This is a genomic window from Bacillus sp. TL12, from assembly GCF_022625245.1.
In the GTDB taxonomy this organism is placed as follows: Bacteria; Bacillota; Bacilli; order Bacillales; family Bacillaceae_G; genus Bacillus_A.
Window position 1 is genome coordinate 1 of the sequence record NZ_JAJJBY010000230.1, and the last position, 363, is coordinate 363.

At 33.9% G+C, this 363-nt stretch carries 1 protein-coding gene; it reads left to right on the top strand.

Translation table 11 applies throughout. The features are described 5' to 3' along the window. Window positions 1–363 (top strand): transposase (locus tag LOK41_RS28705; RefSeq protein WP_241819468.1); only part of this gene is annotated, 363 nt, incomplete at both ends.

Consider the following 363-nt stretch of genomic DNA (forward strand, 5'->3'; position numbering starts at 1 on the left):
ACGTTGGCAAATCGAGCTGTTATTTAAAGTATGGAAAACTTGGTTTCAAATCCATCGTTGTAAATCTATTAAACAAGAACGATTAGAATGTCATTTATACGGGCAATTAATCGGTATTCTCTTGTGTTCTTCTACTATGTTTAAAATGAGAGAGCTCTTGTTGCGTAAGAAGCAAAAAGAATTAAGCGAATATAAAGCAATGTACATGATTAAAGACCACTTTTTACTGTTTTATCAAGCATTACAAAAAAACACCCAGAAATTATCAAAGGTGCTCCTTCGTCTGTTTAACCTCCTACAGCGAAACGGACGAAAATCCCACAGATATGAGAAAAAAACAGTCTTTGATATTTTGGGTGTTGT